A 24,727-nucleotide genomic window follows, 5' to 3' on the forward strand; every position below is an offset into this window, starting at 1 on the left:
TTACAGCACCTCCGGCGCGAGCGAGATGATCTTCATGAACTTCTTCTCGCGCAGCTCACGGCCCACCGGGCCGAAGATACGGGTGCCACGAGGGTCGCCGTCGTTCTTGAGAATGACAGCGGCGTTCTCGTCGAAGCGGATGTACGAGCCGTCCTGGCGGCGGCGCTCCTTGACGGTGCGAACGATGACCGCCTTGACGACGTCACCCTTCTTCACGTTGCCACCGGGGATCGCGTCCTTGACGGTGGCGACGATGACGTCACCGATGCCCGCGTAGCGGCGACCCGAGCCACCGAGAACACGGATGCAAAGGATCTCCTTGGCACCAGTGTTGTCGGCGACACGCAGTCGCGACTCCTGCTGGATCACGTCTATCTCCTGATTTGTCTGCCGGTTCCCGGCCGGGGCTTCACGAGGAAGCCCCGGCCGAGCCTGGCGGAACGAACTCGAAGGGTTACCCCTTCAAGAATTACTTGGCCTTCTCGAGGATCTCGATGACGCGCCAGTGCTTCGTGGCGGACAGCTTCCGGGTCTCCATCAGGAGGACGCGGTCGCCGATGCCGGCAGCGTTCTGCTCGTCATGAGCCTTGAGCTTGTTCGTACGGCGGATGACCTTGCCGTACAGCGCGTGCTTGACGCGGTCCTCGACGGCGACGACGACGGTCTTGTCCATCTTGTCGCTGACGACCAGGCCCTCACGGACCTTGCGGGCGTTGCGCTCGGTCTTCTCAGTCACGTTGCTCTCGCTCATCAGGCGCTCTCCACCGTCTCGATGCCCAGCTCGCGCTCACGCATCAGGGTGTAGATCCGCGCGATGTCCTTGCGGACGGACTTGAGCCGCCCGTGGTTCTCGAGCTGACCGGTCGCCGCCTGGAAGCGGAGGTTGAACAGCTCTTCCTTGGCCTCGCGGAGCTTGTTGAGAAGCTCCTCGTTGCCCAGCTCGCGCAGCTCGGACGCCTTGGTACCGGCCGACATCACAGCTCACCTGCTTCGCGCTTAACGATCTTGCACTTCATCGGCAGCTTGTGGGCCGCACGGGTCAGGGCCTCGCGCGCGATCTTCTCGTTCGGGTAGGACAGTTCGAACATCACCCGACCCGGCTTGACGTTCGCGATCCACCACTCCGGAGAACCCTTACCGGAACCCATGCGGGTTTCGGCGGGCTTCTTCGTCAGCGGGCGGTCCGGGTAGATGTTGATCCAGACCTTGCCGCCACGCTTGATGTGGCGGGTCATCGCGATACGAGCCGCCTCGATCTGGCGGTTGGTCACGTACGCCGGCGTGAGGGCCTGAATGCCGTACTCGCCGAACGCAACCTGCGTACCACCCTTGCTCATACCCGAGCGCTTGGGGTGGTGCTGCTTGCGGTGCTTGACCCTACGGGGGATCAGCATTTCGGTCAGGCCTCCGTTCCGGTGCTCTCAGCCGGAGCGGCAGCGGCGGCGGGAGCGTCGGCCTTGGGGGCCTCGGCAGCCGGCGCGGACTGCTGCTGCGGCTTGCGGCCGCGGCCGCCACGCTCGCCACCGCGGCCACCACGGCCGGCCGGGCGGTCGCCAGCGCCGGCACCACGGGCCGGGCGGTTACCCGCACGGGCCGCAGCGTTCTCGGCGCGGACCTCGGCGATGTTCTTGACGTCGCCCTTGTAGATCCAGACCTTCACGCCGATGCGGCCGAAGGTCGTCTTGGCCTCGAAGAAGCCGTAGTCGACGTTCGCGCGGAGCGTGTGCAGGGGCACGCGGCCCTCGCGGTAGAACTCCGAGCGGGACATCTCGGCGCCGCCGAGACGACCGCCACACTGGATCTTGATGCCCTTGGCGCCGGCCTTCATCGTGCCCTGCATGCTCTTACGCATGGCGCGACGGAAGGAGACGCGGGAGGAGAGCTGCTCGGCAACGGCCTGAGCAACCAGCTGAGCGTCCATCTCGGGGTTCTTGACCTCGAGGATGTTCAGCTGGACCTGCTTGCCCGTGAGCTTCTCGAGGTCGCCGCGGATGCGGTCGGCCTCGGCGCCACGGCGGCCGATGACGATGCCGGGACGCGCGGTGTGGATGTCCACCCGCACGCGGTCACGGGTGCGCTCGATCTCAACCTTCGAGATGCCGGCGCGCTCCATGCCGGACGTCATCATCCGACGGATGGCGACGTCTTCCTTGACGTAGTCCTTGTACAGCTTGTCGGCGTACCAGCGGGACTTGAAGTCCGTGGTGATGCCGAGCCGGAACCCATGCGGGTTAACCTTCTGGCCCATTACCGGGTTCCTTCCTTGCTGCTGACGACCACGGTGATGTGGCTGGTCCGCTTACGGATCCGGTAGGCACGGCCCTGAGCACGCGGACGGAACCGCTTCAGGGTCGGGCCCTCATCCACGTACGCCTCGCTGATGACCAGCGAAGAGGCGTCCGTGTGGTCGTAGTTGTGTGCAGCGTTGGCGATGGCGCTGTCCAGCACCTTGCCAACCGGCACGCTCGCGGCCTGCGGGGCGAAACGCAGGACCGCCTGAGCCTCCGTGGCGTCCATGCCACGGATAAGGTCCACCACTCGGCGGGCCTTCATGGGCGTGACGCGGATGTACCGCGCCTGGGCCCTGGCTTCCATGGTTGTCCTTCCAGTGTCTGTCATGGTCGATTCCACCCCGCTACTAGCGGCGCTTCGACTTCCGGTCGTCCTTCACGTGACCCCGGAAGGTGCGCGTCGGCGAGAACTCGCCGAGCTTGTGGCCGACCATCGACTCGGTGACAAACACCGGGATGTGGGTCTTGCCGTTGTGCACCGCGATCGTGTGGCCGAGCATGGCCGGGATGATCATCGAGCGACGGGACCAGGTCTTGATGACGTTCTTGGTACCGGCTTCGTTCTGTACGTCCACCTTCTTTACGAGGTGTCCGTCGACGAAGGGTCCCTTCTTGAGACTGCGCGGCATCTAAACCCGCTCCTAGCGCTTCTTGTTCGTCTTGCGGCGGCGGACGATGTACTTGCTCGAAGCCTTCTTCGGCGAGCGAGTACGACCCTCCTTCTGACCCCACGGGGAGACCGGGTGGCGACCACCGGAGGTCTTACCCTCACCACCACCGTGCGGGTGGTCAACCGGGTTCATCGCCACACCGCGAACGGTCGGGCGGACGCCCAGCCAGCGCTTACGGCCGGCCTTGCCCCAGTTGATGTTCGACTGCTCGGCGTTGCCGACCTCGCCGATCGTGGCGCGGCAGCGGGCGTCGACGAGACGGATCTCACCGGACGGCATACGAAGGTGGGCCATCGTGCCCTCCTTCGCCAGCAGCTGCACGGAGGCACCAGCGGAGCGCGCGAACTTGGCGCCGCCACCGGGACGGATCTCGATCGCGTGGATCGTGGTACCGACCGGGATGTTGCGGAGCGCCAGGTTGTTGCCGGGCTTGATGTCAGCGCCGGGGCCGTTCTCGACGCGGTCACCCTGCGTCAGACCCTTGGGGGCGATGATGTAGCGCTTCTCGCCGTCCACGTAGTGGAGCAGCGCGATGCGCGCGGTGCGGTTGGGGTCGTACTCGATGTGAGCGACCTTGGCCGGCACGCCGTCCTTGTCGTGACGACGGAAGTCGATCACACGGTAGGCGCGCTTGTGTCCACCACCCTGGTGGCGAACGGTGATCCGACCGGTGTTGTTACGGCCGCCCTTGCTGTGCAGGGGGCGAACCAGCGACTTCTCCGGCGTGGACCGCGTGATCTCGACGAAGTCGGCTACGGAGGAGCCACGACGGCCCGGCGTAGTCGGCTTGTACTTGCGGATTCCCATTTCTCAGTCCTCGTCCGATTCCGGACGATCCAGACCGCCGTTAGGCGGTCGGACCGCCGAAGATGTCGATACGGTTGCCCTCAGCAAGGGTCACGATGGCGCGCTTGGTGTCCTTGCGCTTGCCGAAACCGGCCTTGGTGCGCTTGCGCTTGCCCTGGCGGTTGATCGTGTTGACCCCGGTGACCTTGACCGAGAAGACCGCCTCGACGGCCTGCTTGATCTGGGTCTTGTTGGAGCCAGGCGCGACGATGAACGTGTACTTGTTCTCGTCCAGCAGTGCGTAGCTCTTCTCCGAGACAACCGGCTTGACGAGAATGTCGCGCGGGTCCGAGAAGGTCTTGCTGGTGACGACGGCCTCAGTCATCAGGCGTCGCTCCCTTCGGTCTCGTCGGTCTGGGGGCCAGACACGAAGGACTCGAGGGCGGCCTTGGTGAAGACCACGTCGTCGGAGACGATCACGTCGTACGTGTTGAGCTGGCCCGGCTCCAGGATGTGCACCTGGGGCAGGTTACGAGCGGACAGCCACGCGGCCTCGTCGGAGCGCTCGACGACCAGGAGCAGGTTCTTGCGCTCCGAGATCTTGCCGAACAGCGTCTTCGCGGCCTTGGTGGAGATGTCACCCTCGACCACGCCGGTGACGACGTGGATGCGGGAGTGGGTGGCCCGGTCCGAGAGGGCACCGCGGAGGGCGGCGACCTTCATCTTCTTGGGGGTCCGCTGCGAGTAGTCACGCGGCTGCGGGCCGTGGACGACACCACCGCCGGCGAACTGCGGGGCGCGGGTCGAACCCTGACGGGCGCGGCCGGTGCCCTTCTGGCGGTAAGGCTTCTTGCCACCACCACGGACTTCGCCACGGCGCTTGGTCTTGTGCGTGCCCTGACGGGCCGCGGCCAGCTGCGCGACGACGACCTGGTGGATCAGCGGAACGCTGACCTTGGCGCCGAAGATCTCCTCGGGGAGCTCGACGGTCCCGGTCTTGTCGCCTGCCGGCGAAAGGATGTCAATGGTGCTCATCGGTTCCTCAAACCCCCTTGGCCGCGGTGCGGACCAGGACGAGGCCACCGTTGGGGCCGGGGACGGCGCCCTTGATGAGCAGCAGACCCTTCTCGGCGTCAACGGCGTGGACGGTCAGGTTCTGGGTGGTCACACGCTCGTTGCCCATGCGACCCGCCATGCGCATGCCCTTGAAGACACGGCCCGGGGTGGCGCAGCCACCGATGGAACCGGGCTTGCGGTGCACGCGGTGGGCACCGTGCGACGCCTTGCCACCACGGAAGTTGTGGCGCTTCATGACACCGGCGAAGCCCTTGCCCTTGCTCTTACCGGTGACGTCGACCTTCACGCCGGCCTCGAAGACCTCGGCGGTGATCTCCTGGCCGAGCGTGTACTCGGAGGCGTCAGCGGTGCGGAGCTCCACCAGGTGGCGGCGCGGGGTGACGTCGGCCTTGGCGAAGTGACCCTTGAGGGGCTTGTTCACCTTGCGAGGGTCGATCTCGCCGAAGGCGATCTGGACCGACTCGTAGCCGTCGATGTCGTTCGTGCGGACCTGGGTCACGACATTGGGGCCGGCCTTGACGACGGTGACCGGGACAACCCGGTTGTTCTCGTCCCAGACCTGCGTCATGCCGAGCTTCTCGCCCAGGATGCCCTTGATGTTCTTAGCCATCTCGCGCGCCCTCAGAGCTTGATCTCGATGTCAACGCCCGCCGGGAGGTCGAGACGCATGAGCGAGTCAACCGTCTTCGGCGTGGGGTCGAGGATGTCGATGAGGCGCTTGTGCGTGCGCATCTCGAAGTGCTCGCGCGAGTCCTTGTACTTGTGCGGCGACTTGATGACGCAGTACACGTTCTTCTCAGTGGGCAGCGGCACCGGGCCTGCGACCGACGCACCAGTGCGGGTCACCGTCTCGACGATCTTCTTCGCCGAGGAGTCGATGACCTCGTGGTCGTAGGCCTTGAGCCGGATGCGGATCTTCTGTCCCGCCATGGCTACTAGTAGTCCTTTGTCTCGTAACGCTCTGGAACCCGATCGGCTTCGCTTACTGAAAAGCGTTGTCGTGTCTCCGACCCACGCGGTCGGGCGTGTCGCACTCCCTCTACGCAGAAATCCCTGAGGATTTCCCAACCAAGGGGGCACGGTCGCCATGACCGCAGGCCGGGGGCAAAACACCCACCGGGCGCCTGGTCGGCACCCCGCTGACGCTTCCCAGAAGATTCCCGTACGTCCGCTCCTGAGAAGGAGCGACGAGTACTGTGGGACTCGCTTCCGGTCCTCCCGACGGGAGGCGCGCAGCATCGGCACTCAACCGAGCAACCCCGACAGTCTGCCACACGGGGCCATCCGGCCGCCAATCGGGAGCGAAGACTGTACCCCACGTCACGTACGGGCATGCGCCGGGGCGCACGCGCCGGGCTCGACCGCCCCCTCCGCCTCACCCCAAGCGCCGTGCCCGCTCGGTGAGATGACGGCGTTCCGGCGCGCTGGTCGTACGGCGGGCCGCCTCCCGGTAGGCCTCCGCCGCGGTCCCCTTCTCGCCGAGAAGCTCCAGCAGATGGGCCCGGGTGGCGAGCAGCCGGTGGTGCCGGGCCAGCCGCTTGTCCCGCGCGAGTTCGTCCAGGAGCGCGAGCCCGGCCGCGGGCCCCTCGACCATCGCGACGGCCACCGCGCGGTTGAGGGTGACCATCGGATTCGGCCCGGTCCGCTCCAGGAGCTCGTAGAGCGCCAGGATCTGCGGCCAGTCGGTGGCCCCCGCGGTCTCCGCCTCGTCGTGCACGGCCGCGATCGCCGCCTGCAGCTGGTACGGGCCGACCTGGCCCCGCGGCAGGGTGCGGCTGATCAGCTCGACGCCCTCCGCGACGAGCCGGCCGTCCCACCGCCCCCGGTCCTGCTCCGCGAGCGGCACCAGTTCGCCGTGCGGGCCGGTGCGCGCCGGTCTGCGGGCGTCGGTGAGCAGCATCAGGGCGAGCAGACCCGCCGCCTCGGTGTCCTCGGGCAGCAACCGGTGGAGCAGCCGCGCGAGCCGGATCGCCTCCGTGGACAGCTCGGGCGCGGTCAGCTCCTCGCCGCCGCTCGCCGTATAGCCCTCGTTGAAGATCAGGTAGAGCACGTGCCGGACCTCGGCGAGCCGGGCCGTACGGTCCTCCCCCGGCGGGAGCGCGAACGAGCCGCCCGCGGCCCTGATCGTCTGCTTGGCCCGGCTGATGCGCTGCGCCATCGTCGACTCGGGCACCAGGAAGGCTGCGGCGATCTGCGCGGTGGTGAGACCGCCGACGGCGCGCAGGGTGAGCGCGATCCGGCTGGGCGGGGACAGCTCCGGGTGACAACAGAGGAACAGCAGGGAGAGCGAGTCGTCCCGGTCGCCGCCGGGAACCTCGTCCGCGGCACCGGCGAGGAGCTCCGCGTCCGGGGTGGCCAGGGCCACGGCGTCCTCGCGGCGCCTGCGGGCGGCCTCGCTGCGCACCAGGTCGACGAACCTGCGGGTGGCGACGGTGACCAGCCAGCCGCGCGGGTTGTCGGGGACGCCGTCCGCGGGCCACTGCTGGGCCGCGGCGATCAGGGCCTCCTGGACGGCGTCCTCGCAGAGGTCGAAGGTGCCGTAGCGGCGGACGAGCGCGCCGAGGACCTGCGGCGCGTAGGTGCGCAGCAGGCCCTCGACCTCGGCGGAGCCGCTCACACGTCCGCCGCGGACTCGTGCAGGACCGGCCACAGCTCGACGGGATCGGTGTCCGCGAAGGGCATGTCCGCGGCGATCTCCTGGGCCCGCTCCTGGCTGTCGCAGTCGAGCAGGTAGAAGCTGGCCAGGTACTCCTTGGTCTCCAGGTACGGGCCGTCGGTGACCGCGGGGGCGCCGCCCTCTCGCCGTACGAGCTGGGCGGCGGCCGCGTCGGCGAGTCCGTACGCGCCGATCAGCTCGCCGCTCTCGCGGTACTTCCTGTTGAAGGCCTCCTGGCGGGCGATCGCCTCGGGCCAGGCCTCGGCCGGGAACGCGTCCCACTTGGCCTGGTTGCCGTAGATCATCGCGACGTACTTCACGTGGTGTTCCTCCCCGTCCCGCGCGCCCCTGCGGCGTGCTGTCACCCCTCGGTCGGAGCCGGTGGCCGGTCCTCGACATGATCGGCGGAGATCTTCGAAGATCTCTTTCCGGTGGCCGAATCCTGCCAGGCGGGGGGCCGTCCGCACACAACCCCGGGAACCGGATATCCGTCTTGCAGAGGACCGCAATGCCCAGGGGACGGACCGTGTACGTGACCACAGCACCCCGCCGACGGGCGGTTCTCGCCGCGGCCCTCGCCGTCACCTCGGCCGTCGCCGGGTGTTCCGTGCCGGAGCCGCGCAGGACCGCGCCGACCGCCGACCCCGCGCCCGGCAAGCCGATCGCCTCCGCGCGGACCCGGCGGGCGCTGCTCCTCCAGGTCGCCGCGCACCCGGACGACGACCTGTACTTCATGAACCCCGACACCCAGCGCCTCCTCGACGCCGGGGTCCCGCTCGTCTCCGTGTACGTGACCGCCGGCGAGCACACCGGCCGGAACCGGATCAAGGGGATGCCGGAGACTCCCCCGGACCGCGCCGCCTACTCCTCGGCGCGCCACCAGGGCCTGCGCCAGTCGTACGCGGCGGCGCTCGGCCTGCCGATGTTCACGCCCTGGCGGCGCGAGGTGCTCACGCTCCCCGGTGGCCGGCGGGCGGAGATCGACACCCTCGTCCACGGCAGGAACCGGATCGAGCTGGTCTTCCTCAATCTGCCGATGCACACCAACCGGCGCTACATGGCCCTGCCGGCCCTCTGGCACGACCGTGCCCTGGAGCTGCGGACCCATCTGTCGACCGGTTCGCCCGTGACCCGCTCGGACACCTACGACTACGACCGACTGGTCGGCGTCCTCGTCGGACTGCTCGGCCGCTACCGGCCCACCGTCGTGCACACCCTGGACCCCGACCCGGACATCCAGCTCAGCGACGAGGCCACCCGCAAGCGTGACTCGGAGCAGCCCGGCTACTCGGACCACGGCGACCACACGGCCGTCGCGTCCTTCACCTGGGCCGCGCTGAGCCGCTGGGTCTCGGACGCGGTCCGGGACGGCGAACCGATACCGGCGTTCACGACCACGGCCTTCCGCGGCTACTACAACCGGCACTGGCCCAAGAACCTCCCGCCCCAGGTGCTCGAGGCGAAGGCCGCCCGCCTCGTCCCGTACGGCGGCGACCCCTCCTGGGAGTGCGGCAACCCCTCGGGCTGCGGCGACTACGGCGTCGGCGGCGAACGGCCGCTCACCAACCGCAAGGGCTGGGTCCGCTCCACCCACCACCGCTGGCCCACCGCCGGCCCCGCGCTCGCCGAGCAGCCGGACGGCCGCCTCGCCGCGTACGGGGTGCTGGGTCTGCGCGCGGTCCGCTGGCGGGAGACGGCTCCCGGGGTCTGGGGCGAGCCGACGGATCTCGGCGGCGGCCCGCTCGCTCCCGCGCTCGGCTCGGCGGTGCTCGGCGACGGCCGGGTGCTGCTCTTCGGGGTGCGGTTCTCCGCGATCGACGGCCACGGCGGACGGAACCGGCGCGAGCTGGTGCTCCTGGAGCAGCGCTCCCCCGGCGGCCCGTTCCTCGCCTGGCGCGGACTCGGGAGTCCGGAGCGCACGGACGACCGGGGGCGCCGGGTCGGTGCGCCGGTGGCCGTCGCGGCCCCCGACGGCCGGGTCCATCTCTTCGTACGGAACGCGGACAGGAACGTCTCGACCCGGGTGCGGGCGGCGGACGGCTCCTGGAGCCCGTGGCGGACGCTCCCCGGGGCGGCGGAGGTCCAGGACGGACTCGCCGTGTCCCTCGACGCGAGGGGCCGGGTGCACCTCCACGCGGCGGGACGGGAGTCCGTACGGCACTGGGTGGACGGGGTCGCGCAGCCGGAGCAGCTGCCGCTCTCCGGGTCCACGGTGGCGTCGGCCGGCGGCGACCTCTACTACCGGCGCCCGGCGGCCGGGGAGCTCCTCGGGCCCGGGGGCGACGCGGGTCTGGACGGGTACGGGGGTGTGGTCGCCGCGCGGTCCGCGGCGCTGGGGACCGTGCTCCTGGGCACGGATCCGGACGGCCGGGTGCGGGTGCGGTCCGGGGACCGGGTGCGGACCCGTACGACGGGGGTGCCGGCGGTGTCGGCGGCCCTGCACCTGCGCGCGGACGGGGCGACCGTGGTGGGCCTCGGCGCGGACGGGCACCCCTGGAGCTGGCGGCCGTAACGCCTCCCGGCATGCGAGAAGGCCCCGCACCGAAAGGTGCGGGGCCTTCTGCTTGCAGCTCGTGGAGCTACCGGGTCACTTCAAGATCAGGCAGTGATCTTGACGACCTGGCCGGCGCCGACGGTCCGGCCACCCTCACGGATGGCGAACTTGAGGCCCTCCTCCATGGCGATGGGCTGGATCAGCTCAACGCTCATGGCGGTGTTGTCGCCCGGCATGACCATCTCGGTGCCCTCGGGGAGGGTCACGACGCCGGTCACGTCCGTGGTACGGAAGTAGAACTGCGGGCGGTAGTTGTTGAAGAACGGGGTGTGACGGCCACCCTCGTCCTTCGACAGGATGTAGGCCTGGGCCTCGAAGTTGGTGTGCGGCGTGACCGAGCCCGGCTTGATGATGACCTGGCCGCGCTCGACGTCCTCACGCTTGATGCCACGGAGGAGCAGACCGACGTTCTCACCGGCCTGGCCCTCGTCGAGCAGCTTGCGGAACATCTCGATACCGGTGACCGTGGTGGTGGTCTTCTCGGTCTTGATACCGATGATGTCGACGGTCTCGTTGACCTTGAGGATACCGCGCTCGATACGACCGGTGACGACGGTGCCACGACCGGTGATCGTGAAGACGTCCTCGATCGGCATCAGGAACGGCTTGTCGACGTCACGCTCGGGCTGCGGGATGGACTCGTCCACCGCGTGCATGAGGCCGAGAAGCTTCTCGCCCCACTCCTTGTCACCCTCGAGCGCCTTGAGCGCCGAGACACGGACGACCGGAAGGTCGTCGCCCGGGAACTCGTACTCGGAGAGGAGCTCACGGACCTCGAGCTCGACGAGCTCCAGGATCTCCTCGTCGTCCACCATGTCGGCCTTGTTCAGGGCGACGACGATGTACGGAACGCCGACCTGGCGGGCCAGGAGCACGTGCTCCTTGGTCTGCGGCATCGGGCCGTCGGTGGCGGCAACCACGAGGATCGCGCCGTCCATCTGCGCGGCACCCGTGATCATGTTCTTGATGTAGTCAGCGTGACCCGGGCAGTCGACGTGCGCGTAGTGACGCGACTCCGTCTGGTACTCGACGTGCGCGATCGAGATCGTGATACCGCGCTGGCGCTCCTCGGGAGCCTTGTCGATCTGGTCGAAGGCCGAGGCCTCGTTCAGGTCCGGGTACGCGTCGTGCAGCACCTTGGTAATGGCGGCCGTGAGGGTCGTCTTACCGTGGTCAATGTGACCGATGGTGCCGATGTTGACGTGCGGCTTAGTCCGCTCGAACTTCGCCTTCGCCACTGGGTCCTCCTGTGGAGTGGTTCTGTACGCCTTGCTTCATCGGCGCCAGGTGATCTTTGCTGGGATGCCAGTCGGCCGGGGCCCGTTCCTCGGGTTTCGGGGGCTGAGCCCCGACGACTGGTGTCAAGCCTAAAGCGTCAACTCGGGAGAGTTACTCGCCCTTGGCCTTCGCGATGATCTCCTCGGCGACGTTCCGCGGAACCTCGGCGTAGGAGTCGAACTGCATCGAGTAGCTTGCGCGACCCGAGGTCTTGCTGCGGAGGTCGCCGACGTAGCCGAACATCTCCGAAAGGGGCACGAGGCCCTTCACGACGCGAGCGCCGCTGCGCTCCTCCATGGCCTGAATCTGACCACGGCGGGAGTTGATGTCGCCGATGACCTCACCCATGTAGTCCTCGGGCGTGGTGACCTCGACGGACATCATGGGCTCGAGGATGACCGGCGAAGCCTTCCGCGCGGCCTCCTTGAAGGCCTGCGAACCGGCGATCTTGAACGCGAGCTCGGAGGAGTCGACCTCGTGGTAGCCACCGTCGAGAAGGATGACGCGGACGCCAGTCATCTCGTAGCCGGCCAGGATGCCGAACTGCATGGCCTCCTGCGCACCCGCGTCGACCGAAGGGATGTACTCCTTCGGGATGCGGCCACCGGTGACCTTGTTCACGAACTCGTAGGAGGCGTCGCCACCCTCGATGGGCTCGATCGCGATCTGCACCTTGGCGAACTGACCGGTACCACCGGTCTGCTTCTTGTGGGTGTAGTCCACGCGCTCGACGGCCTTGCGGATCGTCTCGCGGTACGCGACCTGCGGCTTGCCGACGTTCGCCTCGACCTTGAACTCGCGACGCATACGGTCGACGAGGATGTCGAGGTGAAGCTCGCCCATACCACCGATGATGGTCTGGCCGGTCTCCTCGTCCGAGTGCACCTGGAAGGAGGGGTCCTCCTCCGCGAGACGCTGGATGGCGACACCCAGCTTCTCCTGGTCACCCTTGGACTTGGGCTCGATGGCGACCTGAATGACCGGCGCCGGGAAGTCCATGGACTCCAGGACAACCGGGTTCTTGTCGTCACACAGCGTCTCACCGGTGGTGGTCTGCTTCAGGCCCATGACGGCGACGATGTCGCCGGCGCCCACCGAGTCGATCTCCTCACGCTTGTTCGCGTGCATGCGGTAGATCTTGCCGATGCGCTCCTTCTTGCCCTTGACGGAGTTCAGCACCGCGGTGCCGGCCTCCAGGCGACCGGAGTAGATCCGGACGAAGGTGAGCTTGCCGAGGTGCGGGTCGCTCGCGATCTTGAACGCGAGGGCCGACAGCGGCTCGTCGTCGGACGGCTTGCGCTTGACGACGACCTCGGCGTCCCGAACGTCGTGGCCCTCGATGGCCTCGACGTCCAGGGGCGACGGCAGGTAACGGACGACAGCGTCGAGCAGGGGCTGAACGCCCTTGTTCTTGAACGCGGTGCCACAGAAGACGGGGGTGACCGTCTTCTCGCCGTTGCCCTTGCCGGAAGCGATGGTGATACGACGGACAGCCGCGTACAGCTGCTCCTCGGTGGGCTCGACGCCCTCGAGGAAGAGCTCCATGAGCTCCTCGTCGTTCTCCGCGACGGTCTCGACCAGCTTGGCGCGCCATTCCTCGGCGAGCTCGGTGTGCGAGGCCGGGATGTCGACGACGTCGTACATCTCGCCCTTGCTGGCCTCGGCGGACCAGACGAGAGCCTTCATGCGGACGAGGTCGACAACACCCTGGAAGTCCATCTCGGAACCGATGGGGAGCTGCATGACGATCGGGACGGCGCCGAGGCGGTCCACGATCATGTCGACGCAACGCAGGAACTCGGCGCCCGTACGGTCGAGCTTGTTGACGAAGCAGATACGCGGCACGCCGTAGCGGTCCGCCTGACGCCAGACAGTCTCGGACTGGGGCTCGACGCCGGCCACACCGTCGAACACGGTGACAGCACCGTCGAGCACGCGCAGCGAACGCTCCACCTCGACGGTGAAGTCGACGTGACCCGGCGTGTCGATGATGTTGATCGTGTGATCGACATTCTCGAGCGGCCAGTGACAGGTCGTCGCGGCAGACGTGATCGTGATGCCGCGCTCCTGCTCCTGCTCCATCCAGTCCATCGTGGCAGCGCCGTCGTGGACTTCACCGATCTTGTACGAAACGCCGGTGTAGAACAGGATCCGCTCGGTGGTGGTCGTCTTGCCCGCGTCGATGTGAGCCATGATGCCGATGTTGCGCACCTTGGCAAGGTCAAGCGAAGTGGTAGCCATATCGGCTCAGTCTTCTCTCGGTCTCGATGTGGGTTGCGACTACCAGCGGTAGTGCGCGAAGGCCTTGTTGGACTCGGCCATCTTGTGCGTGTCCTCACGCTTCTTGACGGCCGCACCGAGGCCGTTCGAGGCGTCGAGGAGCTCGTTCATGAGGCGCTCGGTCATGGTCTTCTCGCGACGGGCGCGGGAGTAACCGACGAGCCAGCGGAGGGCCAGCGTGGACGCGCGGCCCGGCTTGACCTCGATCGGCACCTGGTAGGTGGCGCCACCGACACGGCGGGACTTGACCTCGAGGGCCGGCTTGACGTTCTCGAGAGCGCGCTTCAGCGTGATGACGGGGTCCTGGCCGGTCTTCTCACGAAGACCCTCCATGGCGCCGTACACGATGCGCTCGGCGGTGGAACGCTTGCCGTCCAGCAGGATCTTGTTGATCAGCGAGGTGACAAGAGGAGAGCTGTAGACCGGGTCGATGATGACCGGGCGCTTCGGGGCGGGGCCCTTACGAGGCATTCTTACTTCTCCTTCTTGGCGCCGTAGCGGCTGCGAGCCTGCTTACGGTTCTTGACGCCCTGCGTGTCGAGGGAACCGCGGATGATCTTGTAGCGAACACCCGGCAGGTCCTTCACACGGCCACCGCGCACGAGCACGATGGAGTGCTCCTGCAGGTTGTGACCCTCACCCGGGATGTAGGCCGTGACCTCGATGCCGGAGGTCAGACGCACACGCGCGACCTTACGGAGGGCCGAGTTCGGCTTCTTCGGGGTGGTCGTGAACACACGCGTGCAGACGCCGCGACGCTGAGGGGAACCCTCGAGTGCGGGCGTCTTGTTCTTCTCGACCTTGTCCTGCCGGCCCTTCCGGACCAGCTGCTGGATCGTAGGCACTACTTCTCCGGTTTCTGTGTGCCGTCGGTGAAACTAACCTGGAACATTCGCCGACCCACGCGGTCGGGTGTGTCGAATCTCGCGGACCTCTCCGCCAGGCGGAAAAGGCGCGGATCACGGTGGCCGATATATGACTCGCCTTGCGGTTGAGGACACGCACGCGAGCCCAGGCACACCCCAGGCACAAGGCTTGAGCGTACCTATCGCATGGACTCCGGTCAAAACAAATGCCCGCGCGCACGTGGTCCCGGCCGGGGAAGGCCGGGACCAGGCAAGATCGCATCGGCCCGGGGCCGGCCCCGGGCCGTTCCGGGTCAGTCCCGGGCCGTGCGGCGGGGTTCGGGGGCCTCTGCGGACCCCACCGCCTCCGTATCGTCGGGCTCCAGGAACTGGTTCACGACCTTGACGAAGACGCCCATGCGCTCGTCGGGGACCCCCAGCCAGCGCGCGAAGTCCTCCATGGACGGCTGCCAGTCGCTCGGCGGCAGCAGATCCGCCGCCATCGGGAGCTCCTCCGGGCTCACCCGGCCGGACCGGATCAGCATGTCGCGGACCGAGACCCCAAGGAGCGGGGCGATCCTGCGCATGGTCTCCAGGTCGGGCATGCTCTGCCGCTGCAGCAGGCGCGTCACGGCGGCCCGGTGCACCCCGGCCTCGTCCGCGATCCGGGACTTGCCGCCGCCGCGCGGGCTGTCGATGTCGTAGCCGCGCTGTCGCATCAGGCCTTCGACCCAGCCTGCGAACTCGTCCAGCCCACGAGTGGTCATGTACAGCTCCTCACTCCACTCCTCCAGGCGCCCAACTCTAGCGTGCTTGCGCGCACAGAATTACTTGGTTTCGGGTACGCAACGTGTCGAAACGATGAAGGCCACTCCAGGAGCGCCCAACAAAGTTGTTGCGCGCCCGCACGCAACATGTAAGTCTGGCTCGCCGCCGCACTCGTCGGCCCCCCGAGCCCCAACGGCCCCATCGGTCCCATGGAGTTCGGGGAGCCCCGGACCGTGGAGAACCTCTTGCTCCAGCCCGACCCCACCCCTTGGCAGGCCGCCGCCGCGTGCGCCGACCTCTCCCCGTCCGTCGTCTTCGCCCGCCGCGCCAAGGAGGCGGCCCCGGCGCTGCGCGCCTGCGCCGGCTGCGCCGTCCGCCGCGAGTGCGAGACGGCGGTGGCCCCTGCCGAGAGCTACTTCGACGGCGTCTGCGCGGGCCGCCTCTGGCGCAACGGCCGCCCGGCGGACGCGGCCCGCGTGGCGAAGGCGGTCGCCCTCACCCCGACGCTCACGCGGGGCGGACGCCGTGGCTGACCGCACGTCCCCCGCCGCCTCCGTCGAGCTCGTGCTGCGCGACATCGCGCTCTGGACCGCTTCCCTCGTACGCCAGTTCCCCGAGCTCGCCGAAGAGCTCGCGCCCGGCCGCCGCGGCCCCGCCGGGACCGCCCCCGCCCCCTCGCCCGCGGGCCGTGACGAGCAGATCCGCGAGGAGCGCCGCGAGGCGTTGCTCCTCCAGCAGCGGCACGGTCTCTCCGTCCCCGGCCACGGCGCCGCCCCGATCCGGCTGCACGTCTCCGACGCGATCCGCGACATCACCGACGGGGTGGTGGAGCTGGAGGAGGCCGTGTGCGCCCGGCTCGCGCTGCCCCGGCCGCCCCGCGCCGGGGTGATCGACCGGCTCCGCCGGATCGTGGGGCTGCTCGACACGATCGCCGCCGACCCCGACCTCGCCCGGCACGTACGGGACGAGATCCGCCGGATGGCCCGGCGCTGCGCCCGGACGCTCGGCGACTCGGAGACGGTCGTACGGGTATCGGGCCGCTGTCCCTGGTGCGACTCGGTGTCGTTGCGGGCCTTCCCCGACCGGCGCGCGGTGCTCTGCGTGAACCCCGCCTGTGTGTGCGTGGACGAGGCGTGCGGCTGTCAGGACGACCCCGCCTACCGGCACGTGTGGCCGGAGCGGGAGTGGGCGGACCTCGCGGCCGCCTCCGGTTCCCGCACCGAGGAGATCGAGGCGGCGATGGACGACCCGAAGGAGACCTCATGCTGAGCTCGCCCGTGCTGCCGGCCCTGATCCCCGGACCGCTCGCCGCCGAGGAGGCCGGCGTCGCCCCCGCGACCATCCGCAAGTGGGTCCAGCTCGGCCATCTGCGGGCCGCGGGGAAGGCGGGCCGGGCGCAGCTCTTCCGCCTGGAGGACGTGTTCGCCGCCGAGCGCGTGGCCCGCCGCCGTCCCCGTACCGCCTGACCGCCCCTCGTACCCCTCGTACCCCTCGTACCCCCGCGCACCTCTCGTACGAGAAGCGCCCCCGTGCGAGAAGCACCCCCCGTCCGTGCAGGACGGGGGGCGCTTTCTCATGCCCTCAGGAAGCGGTCGAGCGAGGCGGTGAGGGCGGCGACGAAGCGGTCGCGGGTCTCCTCGGGGACACGGTCGAGGGAGAGATAGGGGTTGAGGTCCTCCAGCTCGACGAGGAGCAGCTCGCCGCCCGGGGCGCGGCAGGCGTCCACGCGCTGGATGCCGTGGTCGAGGGTGTTCCAGTCGACGAAGCGGCGGGCGAACGCGAGGTCGTCCTCGGTGGGCTCGTACGGCTCCAGGACCCAGCGGCGCCCGGGGTCGGGGGCGTGGAGGGCGTACTGGAAGAGGTCGTCGACGAAGTAGAAGGAGACCTCGTACCGGAAGTCGACGCGCGGCTGGACGAGGAGGTCGTCGTACGCGAGGCCGGCGAGCTCCTCGTACGCCAGGAAGCGCAGGCCTATCGAGTCGGCCCCGGCCTTGGGCTTGACCGCGTACTCGGCGGCTTCGGGGAGCCGGTGGAGGTCCTCGGGCCGGTCGACGGTGGGGATGACCGGGTACCCGGCGGCGGTCAGGTCGAGCAGGTACTGCTTGCCGGCCATGTCGCCGCGGCCGTGGAGCGGGTTGTAGACGCGGGTGCCCTCGGCCAGGGCGCGCTCGCGGAAGGCGTCGTACTCCTTCTGGTAGCCGATGACCGGGCCGCTGTTGCGTACGACGACGGCGTCGAAGCCGTTCATGAGGGCGGCGGCGTCGAGCGGGTGACAGAGCGCCAGGTCGAAGGAGGCGCGGAGCCGGGCGGTGAGGTGGATGTCCTCGTCGCAGTAGCGCCGTCCGCGGGCCGGGTAGGCGAGGTCGGTGACGTACAGCAGGCGGGGGCGGGCGGCGGGCACGGGGCGGCTCCTCGGTCGGTGGCCGCCAACCTATCGGCCGTCCGCGCGGGCCCGTACGGAAGGACGTACGGAGGGGTGCGCGCACGCCGGGCCGTCGACCGCACCGAACTAGTTGCGTGCGCGCACGCTCTCTGTCACAGTTGGTGCAGCGGCGGAGCTGCGCCCGAACAACGGGCGGCGGCTTCGCCGTTGGCCGTCCGGGCGCGCTGCCGCGCCCCGCCCCCTCCCGCCGGAGCGTCCCGGGCGGCCCCGTCCCGCACCCCTCACCCGAGGAGAAACCGTCATGACCACTCCCCCGAGTGCGTTCCCGGACGTCGAGAAGCTGGTCGTCGACGTCCTCAAGGCCGATCCGGCGCTGGCCGGCGCGACCATCGCGGTCCACGCGCCGGCCGGCTTCGACGGCACCCAGCTCGCCGTCCTGGTGAACCGCCGCGGCGGTGCCTGGATCGGCGACCTGCACGTCGACATGCCGCTGATCGAGTTCGAGGTGTACGGGCCGACCAAGAACGCCGCCCACGTCCTCGCCAACGGCGCCCGCCGGGCCCTGCTCGCCACCATCGGCAAGCAGATCGGCGCCGACAACGTCGTCCACGACGTCGAGGAGCAGGACGGGCCGCGCTGGCTGCCCGACTACCTCTACCGGGGCGCCAACCGCTACCTGTGCGTCATCCGCCTCTCCCTGAGCGTCTTCTAGACCTGAGACACGGCCCAGCCGCTCGCCGAGCGTGTTCCAGCCGCTCGCCGTGCCTCCCGGGCCCGCACCGAGCGGCCCCCGGGCGCTCGCCCCACAGACCAGGCCTCGCCGTCCGGCGGGGCCTTTGCCGTACCCGGACCGACGTCCGGGGCGGCAGCCCTCTCACCAAGGAGAAACCCACCATGGCAGGAAACAACTCGTCCGAGATCCGCGTCGCCGGTACCGGCAAGCTCTACGTGGCCGATGTCGGCACCAACGCCCCCGCCTTCGGCACCGGCGAGCCCTCCGCCGACTGGACGGGCTGGACGGACCTCGGCTTCACCACCGGCGACGGTGTCACCTTCTCCAAGAAGGACAAGCTGGAGCCCATCGACTCGTGGCAGTCGGTCTCCCCGATCCACTACATCTACTCGGCCCGTGACCTCTCGCTGAAGTTCTCCATGCTCCAGTTCAACGAGAACACGCTGCCGTTCTTCATGGGCGGCGGGAAGGTCGAGGCCGACCCGGCCGCGTCGACGGAGACCTTCAAGTACGAGATCGCCGAGCGTCCGTACGCGGACGCCCGCGCCCTCGGCCTGGAGTTCACCGACGTCAAGGCCGGCACCACCAACGCGGTCACGTACCGCTTCATCATCCCGCGCGGCCAGGTCACCGCGTCCGACGACATCAAGCTGGCCCGCAAGGCGGCGTCCACCCTGGGCATCACCTTCAGCGCCATGTCGAGCGCGGACGGCAAGCCGCTGGCGACCTTCCTCATGAAGGACAGCCAGTACGGCGCGGCGGTCTGATCCAGCTCCACCCGGGGCGGGACGGCCCACCGCCGTCCCGCCCCGCTCCCTCTCCGATCTCCCCTTCTTTCACCCGAAACAAGGAGTACGCGTCACCATGGCCCGTTTCGACGTCAACGCCGCCCGCGCCCAGCGACAGGAGGCCCACGGCCGCGCCTGGTCCTTCGAGCTGGACGGCGAGAGCTACACCCTTCCGACCGAACTGAGCCGTGCGACGGCCAAGGCGCTGCGCAAGCTCGACGACAACGACGTGGACGGGCTGCTCGGACTCCTCATGGGTGAGGAGCAGTTCGCCCGCTTCGAGCAGCACGACATCACCATGCAGGACATCGCCGCCGTCCTGGAGGCCTACGGCAAGGAGACCGGGCTCGGCCTGGGGGAAGACTGAGCCTCGTCGAGTTCGTCGACGAACACGCCGAGGCCCTTGAGGCGGACTTCCTCCGCTACTACTCCACCGATCTCCTCGACTGGCACCGCGGCACGCTCTCCAGCCGCCGGGTCCTGGCGCTGATCAAGCATCTGCCGCGGGACAGCGCCGTCCAGCGGGAGATCCACGGCGAGTCCGCCGAGTGGTCGGTCAGCGATCATCTGCTGGCGGCCACGGTGGACCATCTGGCCGTCGCCAACTGGATGTTCATGTGCGTCAACAGCGGCGAGGACGGCGACCAGCCCGATCCGCCGGCGCCCGTTCCCCGGCCGGCCGTCCCGGACCGGGACGCCGACGCCTCCGCCTCCGCCTTCGACAGGGTGGCCGGGGCAGGCGGCGCGGACACCGACGGACACGGGGGGAGCACGCCTGCCGAGGAGAGCGCGGCGGTGTCTCCCCACGCCCTCGCCCGTTTCTTCGGGTGACCCCGCGGCCCCCGGAGGCCGTTCCCGTCAGGGAGCGGATTCCGGGGGCGCTTCCCGTGCTCGCTCGGCGGAGAGCTCCTTCTCCAGGGCCTTGGCCCGCTCGGACAGGGAGCCCCGGCGCCCCTTCCCCGGACGCGTGTCGGCCTCGGTGGCCTCGTGCTCGCGCCGGTCGGCGTTCGGGCCGTTCTGTACGGGGACCCCGGCGAGCGGTGGCACGATCGGGCGTCCGCCCTTGCCGCGTACGACCTTACGCACCGGCTGGCCGCCTCTGCGGGTCCGGCGCTCCTGGGCGGTCGGCAGGACGTCGGGGTCCGCGCCCGGTTCGGGGCCCGAGGCGTGTTCGGGTTCCGGTTCGGGCCGCTGTTCGAACAGTTCGCGTTCCCTGCGGACGCGTTCCTCGGCCTCGACCACGACGGCGGGCGGTTCGAGGAGCCGGGCGAAGGGCAGTGCGATGACCCGGGCGCCGTCCTGTCCGCCGTCGATCCGCCGCTCGGGCCGGCGGATGCCCCGCGCGTCGCCCTGACCCTGGGTGTAGGCGTCGGCGACGCGCTTCTCGTACTCCCGTCGTATGCGCGGGAGTTCGTCCGACACAGCCTCGGCCCAGCCCGCGGTGAACGCGGCCGTCTCCCGGCGGTCGACCTCGGCCCGGGGGATCACGACGAGGTCCTCGGTGGCGTATCCGTGGACCAGGACGAGCTCGGAGAGGCGTGCGAAGAGATGGGGCAGATCGGGGTGGGCCGCGAGCCAGTCGACGACTCGCTCCCGCCGGTTGGCACCCGGCTCCGTGTCCATGCGCAGTACTGCCTTCCAGCCCCCTGGGGTCCCCGCGCGCCCCTCGCGCCCCCGGCGCCCCGAGGTGGTCCGGTCCGGAGAGCGCCTTCCAGGTTACCCGGTCGAACGCAAGAGCCCTTCAGTCGCCAACCCGTTCGGGAAACACGCAGGAAGACACGCCGTCAGATGTTTCCGGCTCGACAAACCTCGAACCCGTGTTCGACAATGCATCGCACACCAGTTCGATCCAGCCGGGGAGTCGACCACGGGCCCAGCCCATCACCGGCCCCACGACGGCAAGCAATCGGAAGGCAGGGCACCATGACGTCCCAGACCGGGGGAAGCCGCATACCGAACACGCTCCACGATCGCGTCGACGCCTTGCTGCACCGCCCCGGTCCCCTCGACAAGCGCGCACTGCTCGCCACCCTCGACGCCGAGGTCGCGGCTCGCGAGATCCACGCGTACAAGGCCGGCTGGAACGACGCCCTCGTCGAACTCCGCCGCGCCTCGTAACCCCTTCCGTCCGCACACTCCGCTCCCCGCACGAAGGCCCCCGCCGGCCCCTCTCCGGCAGGGGCCTTCGCCGTGCGCGGGGTGTCCGGCGGAACGCGAAGCCCTCCGAGAAAGGGAGACAACGTGAGCGACCAGCCGGAGCAGACTCCCCAGCAGATGATCGCCACCCTCCGCGGCGACATGGTCAAGGCGGACAACGGCCTCGTCGAGCAGATCAAGGCGAAGCTGGATGCGCAGTCCCTGGACTTCGTCCTCAAGGAGAAGGACGAACAGGGCAAGACCAAGAGCACCTTCAAGACCTACGACGAGGGCCTCAAGGCCTACGTCAAGCAGGAGATCGAAACCGCTGGGGAGATGACCTGGGAGCCCCAGAAGGAGTGGTACAAGACCCCCGAGTTCATGGGGTTCGTCACCGGTCTCACCGCCGCGATGATCGGCATGACGCTCGTCAAGGTCGATGTCGCCATGTTCGATTTCAGCGAGCAGGTCGCCAACTACGTGCGCCGCCCGGTCTACAAGCACCTCGTCAGCAGGATCGCCAAGCGCGAGATCATGACGCCGCTGGACAAGGCCAACCACGAGGCCAAGCTCCTCGACACCCGGATCCAGAACATCGAGACCCGGATCAAGCGGATGGTCCCGCTCCTCAGGAACGCGCGCAACAGGATCCGGGCGCTCGAAAGCCGGGACGAGCTCATCGAGACGCGGATCCGGCGGATGACGCCCCTCCTCAGGAACGCGCGCGACCGGATCCGGGCACTCGAAAGCCGGGACAGGAACGTCCGCCAGGCCGTGCAGAACATCCCCAACGACTCCTCCGTCACCAACAGCACCAACCGGATCACGAAACTCCGTGCCGAGGTCGACCTGCTGAGGGCCGCACTGGCCTGACAGCCGCTCGCCATGTCCTACCCGAATCCAGTCAGCAGAGGTGGACGAGCATGTCCCTCGTACGTTCTCTGAACAGCTCCTCAGGAGCCCTCAGGCAGTTCAAGTCCGCTTCGGACACCGCCCAGCGCGCCGCGTCGACCCTCGGTCAGCGCGCCTCGTCGGCGGGCCGCGGCATCAGTGGAATCAAGGGCGCGGCGCAAGGCTCCGCCAAGGAGCTCAAGGGCCTCAAGACCGCGAGCGACCAGGCCGAGCGCTCCATGGCCAAGGCCGGCCGGACCGCGCAGTCCGCGGGCACCAAGCTCGGCAGGTACGAGTCCGGCGCCGGCAAGGCGGCGAAGGGCCAGGACAAGCTCAACAAGTCCATGAAGGGCAACTTCCTGGTCCGGCTGCTCGAACTCTTCATGCCGCTCATCGAGACGATCGTCGAGATGGCCTCCCGCTCGAAGACGATGCAGAACGTCCTGAAGAAGGCGTTCAGCGCCATCAAGTCGGTGATCAGCTCCGTCATGAAGGCCGTCGGGCCGATCATGAAGAAGGCCGGATCGCTGATCAAGACGGTCTGGAACGGCATCAAGAAGGCCATCTCCACCGTCGTCAAGGCCGTCGCGACCGTCATCAAGACCTACGTGAAGATCTGGAAGACGGTCATCACCACGGTCATGAAGGCGATCAAGACCGTGATCAGCACGGTCTGGAACGGCATCAAGGCCGTCATCACCCCGGTGGTGAACTGGATCAAGTCCGCGATCCCGAAGGCCTTCAGCGCCGTCAAGGACAAGATGTCGTCCATCTGGAACGGCCTCAAGGACATCGCGTCCCGGGCGTTCAACGGCATCAAGGACAGCGTGAAGTCCCCGATCAACGCCGTCATCAGCTTGATCAACGGCATGATCGGCAGCCTGAACAGGGTCAAGGTCAGCGTCCCCGGCTGGGTCCCGGTCGTCGGCGGCAAGACCTTCGGCGTCAACATCCCGACCATCCCGATGCTCGCCACCGGCGGTGTCGTCATGCCCCGCCACGGAGGTGTCCCGGCGATCCTCGCCGAGGCCGGCGAGGCCGAGGCCGTCCTCCCGCTCTCCAAGCTGGACCGGCTGCTCGCCCAGACCGCCCGCCGCGCCCGCGCGGCCCAGGGCGCCCGGGCCATGGGCACCGGCGCCGGCGGCGGGCTGCACATCGAGCACTACCACGCGGCCCGGAACAGCGACCCGCACGCCACCGCCGACGCGCTGATGTACCTCGTGAAGGCGCGCGGAGCCCGGGCATGAGTGCCGCCGCGATGCCGCTGCACCCCCTCGCGGGGAGTGCGTCGGCCTTCTCCGGCCTCGCGCTGAGCGCCGGCGGGGCGGCCGACACCGTCCGCCGGGTCAAACAAGCCGTCGTCAAGGCGGCCGGCGGCGCCGAACGGCTCGGCACCATGGCCCGGACGGCCGCCGCGCCCGTCCGCGCCTTCGGCGCGAACGCCGGTGCCGCCGCCACCGCGGCCGCGAAGCTCGGCCGGTCCCGCGCGGACGCCGGAGTCCGCGGCTTCGGCGGCAGGGCGTCCAGGGCCGGGTCCGCCGCCGCGAAGATCGGCACCGGCGGCGCCGCGATCCTCGGCCTCCTCCTGCCGCTGCTGCCCATCACCGACCTCATCACCGGTCTCATGGGCACCTTCGGCACGGTCATGACCATCGCCTCCATCGCCATGACAGCCATCAACGTCGCCATGCGGGCCAACCCGCTCGGCTTCCTCGTCGGCCTGATCGTGCCCATCGCGGCGTATCTGATCGAGCTCGCGATCAACTCCGAGACCGGTCAGCGGTTCATCAAGCAGGCCATGCAGCAGGCGCTGAAGGGCTTCCAGGCGATCTGGAAGTTCCTCCAGCCGATCATGAAGCTCCTCGGCGAGGCCGTGGGCACCTACTTCAAGGCCTATCTGACGCTGTTCAAGACCGCGCTGAAGATCGTCGGCGCGGCCGTCGGCGGGATCTCCAGGGTCCGCGCCGCCGTCTCCTCCGCCACGAACGCGCTGCGCGGCATCGCCTCGCGCACGATCGGCGGCGTCAAGAGCGCCGTCCGGCCGGTCGTCACCTGGGTCACCGACAAGGTGCCCGGCTTCTTCCGTACCGCCAAGGACGCCGTGAGCAAGGCCCTGCGGGGCATCGGAGACCTGGTCAAGGGCGGCCTCAGCGCCGTCATCGGTGTCGTCAAGGGGCCGATCAACGGCCTGATCGCCTTCGCCAACTGGATCATCGACGGGCTCAACAAGCTCAGCTTCGACATCCCCCTCACCGGCAAGAAGTTCGGCGTCGAACTCGACAAGATCCCGATGCTCGCCGACGGCGGCATCGTCTCCCCCGGCTCCGCGGACGACTACCGCATCGACTCGCTCGCGCAGCTGGAGAACCGCCGCGTCCCGGCGCTCACCGAGACGCCCCGGCCGCCGCACCGCGTCCGGGACTTCCACGAGGAGCCCGGCGCCGGCCCCCGGTCGACCGCCGAGGACCTGCTCTTCCTCGCGACCGCCCATGCCTGACCGGGACCACCCGCCCGCGCCGCTCCTGGCAGCCCGTCCGAAGCGCGCGCCCCATCCGAAGCGTGCGCCCCATCCGAAGTGAGGTGACGGCCC

33 protein-coding genes are annotated in these 24,727 nt (G+C 69.1%); 12 read left to right on the plus strand and 21 right to left on the minus strand.

Annotation, left to right across the window (positions count from 1 at the left end; all coding sequences use genetic code 11):
* The 14 genes from rplN to N5875_RS15900 form a co-directional block, all read right to left on the minus strand.
* Positions 1–369, minus strand: a complete 369-nt coding sequence (gene rplN, locus N5875_RS15835) for a 50S ribosomal protein L14 (protein ID WP_003956455.1) — start codon at positions 367–369, stop codon at positions 1–3.
* A 100-nt stretch (positions 370–469) separates the two neighbouring features.
* A complete protein-coding gene (gene rpsQ, locus N5875_RS15840) occupies positions 470–751 on the minus strand; it encodes a 30S ribosomal protein S17 (protein ID WP_015035582.1) in 282 nt (93 codons plus the stop codon).
* Complete coding sequence (rpmC, locus tag N5875_RS15845; protein WP_015035581.1) at positions 751–975, minus strand: 50S ribosomal protein L29; 225 nt, start codon at positions 973–975, stop codon at positions 751–753. The genes rpsQ and rpmC overlap by 1 nt, the downstream gene beginning before the upstream one ends.
* On the minus strand, positions 975–1,394 hold the full coding sequence (gene rplP, locus N5875_RS15850; protein ID WP_015035580.1) for a 50S ribosomal protein L16: 420 nt from the start codon (positions 1,392–1,394) through the stop codon (positions 975–977). Before rplP ends, rpmC begins: the two co-directional genes overlap by 1 nt.
* Positions 1,395–1,399: 5 nt before the next feature.
* Positions 1,400–2,248, minus strand: coding sequence for a 30S ribosomal protein S3 (rpsC, locus tag N5875_RS15855; RefSeq protein WP_017239578.1), 849 nt, complete (start codon positions 2,246–2,248; stop codon positions 1,400–1,402).
* Complete coding sequence (rplV, locus tag N5875_RS15860) at positions 2,248–2,595, minus strand: 50S ribosomal protein L22 (protein WP_004571827.1); 348 nt, start codon at positions 2,593–2,595, stop codon at positions 2,248–2,250. Before rplV ends, rpsC begins: the two co-directional genes overlap by 1 nt.
* Before the next feature lie 43 nt (positions 2,596–2,638).
* Entirely contained in the window at positions 2,639–2,920 is a 282-nt protein-coding gene (gene rpsS / locus N5875_RS15865) for a 30S ribosomal protein S19 (RefSeq protein WP_024755409.1), read from the minus strand.
* A gap of 12 nt (positions 2,921–2,932) precedes the next feature.
* Positions 2,933–3,769, minus strand: a complete 837-nt coding sequence (rplB, locus tag N5875_RS15870) for a 50S ribosomal protein L2 (RefSeq protein WP_030214008.1) — start codon at positions 3,767–3,769, stop codon at positions 2,933–2,935.
* 40 nt (positions 3,770–3,809) lie between these two features.
* Positions 3,810–4,133, minus strand: a complete 324-nt coding sequence (gene rplW, locus N5875_RS15875; RefSeq protein WP_024755407.1) for a 50S ribosomal protein L23 — start codon at positions 4,131–4,133, stop codon at positions 3,810–3,812.
* A complete protein-coding gene (rplD, locus tag N5875_RS15880; RefSeq protein ID WP_318208693.1) occupies positions 4,133–4,783 on the minus strand; it encodes a 50S ribosomal protein L4 in 651 nt (216 codons plus the stop codon). Before rplD ends, rplW begins: the two co-directional genes overlap by 1 nt.
* A gap of 7 nt (positions 4,784–4,790) precedes the next feature.
* Positions 4,791–5,435 (minus strand): 50S ribosomal protein L3, encoded by a 645-nt coding sequence (gene rplC / locus N5875_RS15885; protein WP_041664123.1) that lies wholly within the window; start codon positions 5,433–5,435, stop codon positions 4,791–4,793.
* 11 nt (positions 5,436–5,446) lie between these two features.
* The gene (gene rpsJ, locus N5875_RS15890; RefSeq protein WP_003948644.1) at positions 5,447–5,755 is read right to left on the minus strand and encodes a 30S ribosomal protein S10; all 309 of its coding nucleotides are present in this window, start codon (positions 5,753–5,755) and stop codon (positions 5,447–5,449) included.
* Between the two features lie 445 nt (positions 5,756–6,200).
* Entirely contained in the window at positions 6,201–7,442 is a 1,242-nt protein-coding gene (locus N5875_RS15895) for a DUF6596 domain-containing protein (protein WP_338494417.1), read from the minus strand.
* Positions 7,439–7,801 carry a YciI family protein gene (locus N5875_RS15900; protein WP_266968361.1) on the minus strand — a complete coding sequence of 121 codons (363 nt, stop codon included), beginning with the start codon at positions 7,799–7,801 and terminating at the stop codon, positions 7,439–7,441. The genes N5875_RS15895 and N5875_RS15900 overlap by 4 nt, the downstream gene beginning before the upstream one ends.
* A 188-nt stretch (positions 7,802–7,989) precedes the next feature.
* Between N5875_RS15900 and N5875_RS15905 the strand changes: the two genes are divergently transcribed.
* Positions 7,990–9,993 carry a PIG-L family deacetylase gene (locus tag N5875_RS15905; protein WP_338494420.1) on the plus strand — a complete coding sequence of 668 codons (2,004 nt, stop codon included), beginning with the start codon at positions 7,990–7,992 and terminating at the stop codon, positions 9,991–9,993.
* Between the two features lie 86 nt (positions 9,994–10,079).
* On the opposite strand, the gene tuf is transcribed toward N5875_RS15905, so the two are convergent.
* The 5 genes from tuf to N5875_RS15930 all read right to left on the minus strand — a co-directional run bounded on the left by tuf (position 10,080) and on the right by N5875_RS15930 (position 15,205).
* Positions 10,080–11,273: an elongation factor Tu gene (tuf, locus tag N5875_RS15910; RefSeq protein WP_026058274.1), complete on the minus strand. Its 1,194-nt coding sequence runs from the start codon at positions 11,271–11,273 to the stop codon at positions 10,080–10,082.
* Positions 11,274–11,424: 151 nt separating this feature from the next.
* A complete protein-coding gene (gene fusA / locus N5875_RS15915) occupies positions 11,425–13,554 on the minus strand; it encodes an elongation factor G (protein ID WP_189831628.1) in 2,130 nt (709 codons plus the stop codon).
* A gap of 39 nt (positions 13,555–13,593) precedes the next feature.
* Positions 13,594–14,064 carry a 30S ribosomal protein S7 gene (rpsG, locus tag N5875_RS15920; protein WP_015035567.1) on the minus strand — a complete coding sequence of 157 codons (471 nt, stop codon included), beginning with the start codon at positions 14,062–14,064 and terminating at the stop codon, positions 13,594–13,596.
* 2 nt (positions 14,065–14,066) lie between these two features.
* On the minus strand, positions 14,067–14,438 hold the full coding sequence (rpsL, locus tag N5875_RS15925; protein WP_003948652.1) for a 30S ribosomal protein S12: 372 nt from the start codon (positions 14,436–14,438) through the stop codon (positions 14,067–14,069).
* A gap of 314 nt (positions 14,439–14,752) precedes the next feature.
* Entirely contained in the window at positions 14,753–15,205 is a 453-nt protein-coding gene (locus N5875_RS15930) for a helix-turn-helix transcriptional regulator (protein WP_318208690.1), read from the minus strand.
* A 234-nt stretch (positions 15,206–15,439) separates the two neighbouring features.
* On the opposite strand from N5875_RS15930, the gene N5875_RS15935 reads away from it, so the two are divergent.
* From N5875_RS15935 to N5875_RS15945, 3 genes are read left to right on the plus strand one after another with little or no spacing between them, the layout of a single operon-like run.
* The gene (locus N5875_RS15935) at positions 15,440–15,739 is read left to right on the plus strand and encodes a WhiB family transcriptional regulator (RefSeq protein WP_318208689.1); all 300 of its coding nucleotides are present in this window, start codon (positions 15,440–15,442) and stop codon (positions 15,737–15,739) included.
* The gene (locus N5875_RS15940; protein WP_318208688.1) at positions 15,732–16,475 is read left to right on the plus strand and encodes a hypothetical protein; all 744 of its coding nucleotides are present in this window, start codon (positions 15,732–15,734) and stop codon (positions 16,473–16,475) included. Before N5875_RS15935 ends, N5875_RS15940 begins: the two co-directional genes overlap by 8 nt.
* Entirely contained in the window at positions 16,469–16,672 is a 204-nt protein-coding gene (locus tag N5875_RS15945; protein WP_318208687.1) for a hypothetical protein, read from the plus strand. The genes N5875_RS15940 and N5875_RS15945 overlap by 7 nt, the downstream gene beginning before the upstream one ends.
* A gap of 107 nt (positions 16,673–16,779) precedes the next feature.
* On the opposite strand, the gene N5875_RS15950 is transcribed toward N5875_RS15945, so the two are convergent.
* Positions 16,780–17,607: a hypothetical protein gene (locus N5875_RS15950; protein WP_318208686.1), complete on the minus strand. Its 828-nt coding sequence runs from the start codon at positions 17,605–17,607 to the stop codon at positions 16,780–16,782.
* A 283-nt stretch (positions 17,608–17,890) separates the two neighbouring features.
* Here N5875_RS15950 and N5875_RS15955 point away from each other — a divergent pair, with 283 nt between their 5' ends.
* From N5875_RS15955 to N5875_RS15970, 4 genes are all read left to right on the plus strand, one after another.
* On the plus strand, positions 17,891–18,301 hold the full coding sequence (locus N5875_RS15955) for a hypothetical protein (protein WP_318208685.1): 411 nt from the start codon (positions 17,891–17,893) through the stop codon (positions 18,299–18,301).
* 182 nt (positions 18,302–18,483) lie between these two features.
* Complete coding sequence (locus N5875_RS15960) at positions 18,484–19,089, plus strand: phage tail protein (RefSeq protein ID WP_318208684.1); 606 nt, start codon at positions 18,484–18,486, stop codon at positions 19,087–19,089.
* Positions 19,090–19,186: 97 nt separating this feature from the next.
* Positions 19,187–19,477, plus strand: coding sequence for a hypothetical protein (locus tag N5875_RS15965; protein WP_318208683.1), 291 nt, complete (start codon positions 19,187–19,189; stop codon positions 19,475–19,477).
* 113 nt (positions 19,478–19,590) lie between these two features.
* Complete coding sequence (locus tag N5875_RS15970) at positions 19,591–19,941, plus strand: hypothetical protein (protein ID WP_318209217.1); 351 nt, start codon at positions 19,591–19,593, stop codon at positions 19,939–19,941.
* A gap of 27 nt (positions 19,942–19,968) precedes the next feature.
* Here the strand turns inward: N5875_RS15970 and N5875_RS15975 are convergent, their stop codons facing one another.
* Entirely contained in the window at positions 19,969–20,733 is a 765-nt protein-coding gene (locus N5875_RS15975; protein ID WP_318208682.1) for a hypothetical protein, read from the minus strand.
* Between the two features lie 300 nt (positions 20,734–21,033).
* Here N5875_RS15975 and N5875_RS15980 point away from each other — a divergent pair, with 300 nt between their 5' ends.
* The 4 genes from N5875_RS15980 (at position 21,034) to N5875_RS15995 (ending at position 24,634) form a co-directional block, all read left to right on the plus strand.
* The gene (locus N5875_RS15980) at positions 21,034–21,228 is read left to right on the plus strand and encodes a hypothetical protein (protein WP_318208681.1); all 195 of its coding nucleotides are present in this window, start codon (positions 21,034–21,036) and stop codon (positions 21,226–21,228) included.
* A gap of 123 nt (positions 21,229–21,351) precedes the next feature.
* Complete coding sequence (locus N5875_RS15985; protein WP_318208680.1) at positions 21,352–22,119, plus strand: hypothetical protein; 768 nt, start codon at positions 21,352–21,354, stop codon at positions 22,117–22,119.
* A gap of 50 nt (positions 22,120–22,169) precedes the next feature.
* Positions 22,170–23,384 carry a phage tail protein gene (locus N5875_RS15990; RefSeq protein ID WP_338494426.1) on the plus strand — a complete coding sequence of 405 codons (1,215 nt, stop codon included), beginning with the start codon at positions 22,170–22,172 and terminating at the stop codon, positions 23,382–23,384.
* Entirely contained in the window at positions 23,381–24,634 is a 1,254-nt protein-coding gene (locus N5875_RS15995) for a tape-measure protein (RefSeq protein WP_338494427.1), read from the plus strand. Before N5875_RS15990 ends, N5875_RS15995 begins: the two co-directional genes overlap by 4 nt.
* Positions 24,635–24,727: the final 93 nt, after the last annotated feature.

Origin of the sequence: Streptomyces sp. SJL17-4, assembly GCF_036826855.1 — a bacterium.
In the GTDB taxonomy this organism is placed as follows: Bacteria; Actinomycetota; Actinomycetes; order Streptomycetales; family Streptomycetaceae; genus Streptomyces.

What these genes read in the sequence shown, in the direction of transcription:
- rplV (WP_004571827.1), bottom strand. Translation starts at nt 2,595, where the DNA reads ATGGAAGCCAGGGCCCAGGCGCGGTACATCCGCGTCACGCCCATGAAG.
- rplC (WP_041664123.1), bottom strand. Translation starts at nt 5,435, where the DNA reads ATGGCTAAGAACATCAAGGGCATCCTGGGCGAGAAGCTCGGCATGACG.
- N5875_RS15905 (WP_338494420.1), top strand. Translation starts at nt 7,990, where the DNA reads ATGCCCAGGGGACGGACCGTGTACGTGACCACAGCACCCCGCCGACGG.
- rplW (WP_024755407.1), bottom strand. Translation starts at nt 4,133, where the DNA reads ATGACTGAGGCCGTCGTCACCAGCAAGACCTTCTCGGACCCGCGCGAC.
- rpsG (WP_015035567.1), bottom strand. Translation starts at nt 14,064, where the DNA reads ATGCCTCGTAAGGGCCCCGCCCCGAAGCGCCCGGTCATCATCGACCCG.
- N5875_RS15975 (WP_318208682.1), bottom strand. Translation starts at nt 20,733, where the DNA reads ATGGACACGGAGCCGGGTGCCAACCGGCGGGAGCGAGTCGTCGACTGG.
- N5875_RS15960 (WP_318208684.1), top strand. Translation starts at nt 18,484, where the DNA reads ATGGCAGGAAACAACTCGTCCGAGATCCGCGTCGCCGGTACCGGCAAG.
- rpsJ (WP_003948644.1), bottom strand. Translation starts at nt 5,755, where the DNA reads ATGGCGGGACAGAAGATCCGCATCCGGCTCAAGGCCTACGACCACGAG.
- rplP (WP_015035580.1), bottom strand. Translation starts at nt 1,394, where the DNA reads ATGCTGATCCCCCGTAGGGTCAAGCACCGCAAGCAGCACCACCCCAAG.
- fusA (WP_189831628.1), bottom strand. Translation starts at nt 13,554, where the DNA reads ATGGCTACCACTTCGCTTGACCTTGCCAAGGTGCGCAACATCGGCATC.
- rpmC (WP_015035581.1), bottom strand. Translation starts at nt 975, where the DNA reads ATGTCGGCCGGTACCAAGGCGTCCGAGCTGCGCGAGCTGGGCAACGAG.
- N5875_RS15990 (WP_338494426.1), top strand. Translation starts at nt 22,170, where the DNA reads ATGTCCCTCGTACGTTCTCTGAACAGCTCCTCAGGAGCCCTCAGGCAG.
- rpsQ (WP_015035582.1), bottom strand. Translation starts at nt 751, where the DNA reads ATGAGCGAGAGCAACGTGACTGAGAAGACCGAGCGCAACGCCCGCAAG.
- N5875_RS15945 (WP_318208687.1), top strand. Translation starts at nt 16,469, where the DNA reads ATGCTGAGCTCGCCCGTGCTGCCGGCCCTGATCCCCGGACCGCTCGCC.
- N5875_RS15995 (WP_338494427.1), top strand. Translation starts at nt 23,381, where the DNA reads ATGAGTGCCGCCGCGATGCCGCTGCACCCCCTCGCGGGGAGTGCGTCG.
- N5875_RS15955 (WP_318208685.1), top strand. Translation starts at nt 17,891, where the DNA reads ATGACCACTCCCCCGAGTGCGTTCCCGGACGTCGAGAAGCTGGTCGTC.
- rplB (WP_030214008.1), bottom strand. Translation starts at nt 3,769, where the DNA reads ATGGGAATCCGCAAGTACAAGCCGACTACGCCGGGCCGTCGTGGCTCC.
- N5875_RS15980 (WP_318208681.1), top strand. Translation starts at nt 21,034, where the DNA reads ATGACGTCCCAGACCGGGGGAAGCCGCATACCGAACACGCTCCACGAT.
- N5875_RS15930 (WP_318208690.1), bottom strand. Translation starts at nt 15,205, where the DNA reads ATGACCACTCGTGGGCTGGACGAGTTCGCAGGCTGGGTCGAAGGCCTG.
- rpsC (WP_017239578.1), bottom strand. Translation starts at nt 2,248, where the DNA reads ATGGGCCAGAAGGTTAACCCGCATGGGTTCCGGCTCGGCATCACCACG.
- rplD (WP_318208693.1), bottom strand. Translation starts at nt 4,783, where the DNA reads ATGAGCACCATTGACATCCTTTCGCCGGCAGGCGACAAGACCGGGACC.
- N5875_RS15965 (WP_318208683.1), top strand. Translation starts at nt 19,187, where the DNA reads ATGGCCCGTTTCGACGTCAACGCCGCCCGCGCCCAGCGACAGGAGGCC.
- rpsS (WP_024755409.1), bottom strand. Translation starts at nt 2,920, where the DNA reads ATGCCGCGCAGTCTCAAGAAGGGACCCTTCGTCGACGGACACCTCGTA.